Genomic DNA, 3,611 nt, shown 5'->3' with positions numbered 1-3,611 from the left:
TGCTTGTCAAGGTGTCTAATTTGCAAATTAGACACCTATTCGCAAGCTCATAGATATCAATTTGTTTTTAAAATATTTTTTATGATAAAATCACAACAAAATATTTTAAAAAGGAAGCCACAATGCAAGCAACTATTGATTACCAAAAATATGAAAATATGAGTAAGCGAACAATATTTAATCATCTACTAAAAGCTGAAGCAAAACTAAGCTCACTTGAAGAAGATTTTAAAAATAAAATCGCTACGCAAAAAGAGCTAGTTAAATTTTTAAGAACCAAAACAAAAAGCAAGATAGACGAGAAAAATATTTCTATACCTGCTCTTGATGAAGCGATAAAAGAATTTGAAAACGGCGACGTTATAAAGTGCAATGACTTTGCGGATTATCAAGCAAAGATGAGAGAATAAAAAATGCTCAAGATTACCACTTCAAAGAAGTATCGAACGCAGTTTAAAAAGCAAACCCCACAAGATCAAGACCTGATTGATGAAGTAGTTTTTAAAATTGCAAATGGCGAAACCTTAGAACAAAAGCTTTGTGATCACGCACTAAAAGGCAAATATTCGCAGTATCGAGAATGTCACATAAAGCCTGATTTATTACTAATATATCAAATAATTGACGATGTATTAGAGCTTAATTTAATGCAAGTCGGCAGCCATAGCGAGCTTTTTAGCAAATAAAATGAGCCAAATTTCAAGTATAAATTTCAAAAAATCATTTGCAATTAACGCCGAACATAACGATCGCACACTTCCGCCAAGCTATCTAATTGACAACGAAAAAGGGGCGGAATGTGACCGCGATGCGGAGCAAGCAAGGGAACTAAAAGGGCAAATCATAGCCCAAGCCAAAGAAACTTATATAAACCGAACAAATCAAAGATTTCAAGCCAAATCTTATGAATGGTCGGCAGTTTGTAATATAAAATCAGATACCACAATGGACGACTTAAAGCGACTAGCCCAGCATTTTAACGACAAATACGGCTTTCAATGCTATCAAATCGCAATACACAGAGATGAAGGGCATATCGACGAAGACGGCAAAAAGCAAATCAACCATCACGCCCATTTAGAATTTATAACTCTTGACAAGAACACTGGCATAAATCGCCAAAGGGAACTTACACCGCAAAAGCTTAGAGAGCTACAATCTGAGGTATCTCAAATCTTGCAAATGCAAAGAGGCGAGGATAAGCGAAAAAGCGGCAGAGAGCGCACCGAGCCTAGAGAATACGCCAAACAAAAAGAAACTGAAAAAAAGACTACAAAACAAGCAATCAATGATTTAAATAAACAAATAAGAGAAATCGAGAAACAGCAAAAAGAAGCACTTAAAGAAGCAGATAATGCCTTTCAAGCTGAACGAAAAAGAATGATCGAAGCAAATAATGCTTTGGTTGAGATGGGATTACCGAGAATATACGAAAAAGATCAATATACAGATCTAGGCAAATGGCGAGATCTAGCAAAGGCAAAAATTCAAGAATGCAACCAAGCTCAGATTTTAGAACTTAAAAAACAACTTGAGCAAGAGCAAAGAGCCCACGAAGCAACAAAAAGAGATTTAGAAAAAGAAAAAACTATAAGTCAAGACTATAAAGATTTTAAAAAAGAGCGAAATGAACAAATCCTAAAAATTACCAAAGAAATGATGATTTCCACCGAAAATTTTAAAACCTATGATGACTATGATAACGGGATTTTAAAAGCTATTGATAATTTAAAACGTGAAAACGATATGCTTAAAACGCAAAATAAAGCCCTACAAGAGCAAAACGATATCAAAGACAAGGAAATTATCGAATTAAAACAAGAAAATGCAACAGCGGTCAAATTTGACGACTTAAAAGAGTATTTTAATTTAATTAACTATCGTGCTTCTTTTAAAAATGAAAGACCAAACACAATTTCAGGCGATTTTAGAGGAAAAGACAGAGAAATAGACGCTAAATATTCCCACTTGCCACTTTTTGATGAGTTTATTAAACCAAATGTGTTGTTGGCAAAAAAAGCGCATTTAGAAATTATGCAAGAAAAAGAAAAAGAGAGACAAAAGGCAGTATCTCAAAAAATAATTAAGAAAGATACTGGCAGAAGCTTTTAAAAAGACCTTTATCATCTCCTCAATAATTGCTAGAGCTTTGCGGAGCGTAGCGACTATGCAAAGCGAAAAAGCTCGCGGACGAAAATTGCGCTAGCAATTTGAGCGCTGCTGAAGCGTCCGAATTGCTAGTCAGATTTTTTCAAAAAAGTGGTCGATTTTTTTTCGCGCGCGCCTTTTAACATCTTTTTAAAAACCTTTTCTTATCTTTTAGGTATTCGCTAGAGCCGATGGCGTCGAGCTTAGCAAGGGGTATTCAAGGATAGATTTCTCACTATTCAAGGATAGATTTCTCACTTATTCAAGGATAGATTTCTCACTATTCAAGGATAGATTTCTCACTTAACTCAACAGCTTTATATAATGATATTATTAAAGGATAAAATCCTTTAATAACTATCCTTGTTTTTATGATATAATGCAAAAAAACAAAAAAGGCTACAAATGAACGAAGTTGTAAAGTATTCAAATGAGCTGCACGAGCTAAAATTTAATTCACTGAGTGAAGCACAGCAAAACGTATTCTTTACCCTTTTGCAGCAGTTTAGAACCACCAAAGGCGACACGCTAGAGCTTGATTTTAATAAAGTTTTTGAACTTGCGAATATAGCACAAGGAACAAATTATAGGCGTGATATTTTAGATAAGTTAGGCAAGCTTCAAGAGTTTAAATTTAGATATGAAATTAACGAGCTAGGCGACCTAAGACAAGACGTTATTTTTCCAAGCATAGAAACCGATAGTAAAAACAAAGTCTTGAGAATTAGAGTATCACAAGGCTTTAAAGACCGTTATATTTCAAGCCCTCTTAAAGGCTGGACTAGATACGAGTTAGCGGAGTTTGTAAATCTTAACGGCACATACATAAAAACCATTTACCGCTATTTAAAACAATATCGCCAAACTGGACGATGGCGCATTCGATACGATGATTTTAAAGAGCTTTTGGGTATTCCTGAAAGCTATAAATCTTGCGATATAGACAAACAAATTTTAAAGCCTACAATCAAAGAGCTATCGGCAGAACGAAACCTTTTTGATATGCGCCGCACGCCGTTTGAGAAGCTGGTCGTAATCAAGCACAAAAAGGGGCGCGAGATTGAAGCCTTAGAGTTTTGCTTTATGCCGCAGCCCGTTTCAGAGCTTGAAAAGGACGAGAAAGAGAACGAAAGAAATCTAGCAACTATTGCAAGAGATATCCAAAGAGAAGAGAGGCTGCGATCTTTGAAACAAAACAAAATCGACGAGCTAAAAGCCTACCTTTTCCAAAGCGTCAGAGTTAAAAATCCACACACTCAAGAATATGACACCCTAAAAATTATTGAGCTAAATTATTACCAGGATAAAATCAAAGCCAAGCTAAAAAATTCTGATGATGACTACATAACCGAAATGAATTTCGAGAGTATAAAACACCTACAAAATTTCTTAGGTTTTTAGCTTATATTTCAATTATATTTTTTCTACGAGCTTGTCGAGTAGAAAAACAAATTAGATCATCT

At 34.9% G+C, this 3,611-nt stretch carries 4 protein-coding genes; all 4 read left to right on the top strand.

The features are described 5' to 3' along the window. Positions 1 to 122: 122 nt before the first annotated feature. The 4 genes from CVT07_RS10060 to CVT07_RS10045 all read left to right on the top strand — a co-directional run bounded on the left by CVT07_RS10060 (position 123) and on the right by CVT07_RS10045 (position 3,549). On the top strand, positions 123 to 410 hold the full coding sequence (locus tag CVT07_RS10060) for a hypothetical protein (RefSeq protein ID WP_103633246.1): 288 nt from the start codon (positions 123 to 125) through the stop codon (positions 408 to 410). Positions 411 to 413: 3 nt separating this feature from the next. Beyond that, positions 414 to 686, top strand: a complete 273-nt coding sequence (locus tag CVT07_RS10055; RefSeq protein ID WP_103633245.1) for a type II toxin-antitoxin system YafQ family toxin — start codon at positions 414 to 416, stop codon at positions 684 to 686. A 1-nt stretch (position 687) separates the two neighbouring features. Next, positions 688 to 2,112, top strand: a complete 1,425-nt coding sequence (locus CVT07_RS10050) for a mobilization protein (RefSeq protein ID WP_196375764.1) — start codon at positions 688 to 690, stop codon at positions 2,110 to 2,112. A 441-nt stretch (positions 2,113 to 2,553) separates the two neighbouring features. Then, the gene (locus CVT07_RS10045; protein ID WP_196375763.1) at positions 2,554 to 3,549 is read left to right on the top strand and encodes a replication initiation protein; all 996 of its coding nucleotides are present in this window, start codon (positions 2,554 to 2,556) and stop codon (positions 3,547 to 3,549) included. The last annotated feature ends 62 nt before the right edge of the window (positions 3,550 to 3,611 follow it).

This window comes from Campylobacter concisus (genome assembly GCF_003048875.2).
GTDB lineage: Bacteria > Campylobacterota > Campylobacteria > Campylobacterales > Campylobacteraceae > Campylobacter_A > Campylobacter_A concisus_AU.
The sequence above is the reverse complement of the archived record's forward strand: the minus strand, read 5'-3'. Positions and strand labels throughout refer to the sequence as shown.

Coding starts and splice junctions, on each gene's coding strand:
- CVT07_RS10060 (WP_103633246.1), top strand. CDS start 123: ATGCAAGCAACTATTGATTACCAAAAATATGAAAATATGAGTAAGCGA.
- CVT07_RS10055 (WP_103633245.1), top strand. CDS start 414: ATGCTCAAGATTACCACTTCAAAGAAGTATCGAACGCAGTTTAAAAAG.
- CVT07_RS10050 (WP_196375764.1), top strand. CDS start 688: ATGAGCCAAATTTCAAGTATAAATTTCAAAAAATCATTTGCAATTAAC.
- CVT07_RS10045 (WP_196375763.1), top strand. CDS start 2,554: ATGAACGAAGTTGTAAAGTATTCAAATGAGCTGCACGAGCTAAAATTT.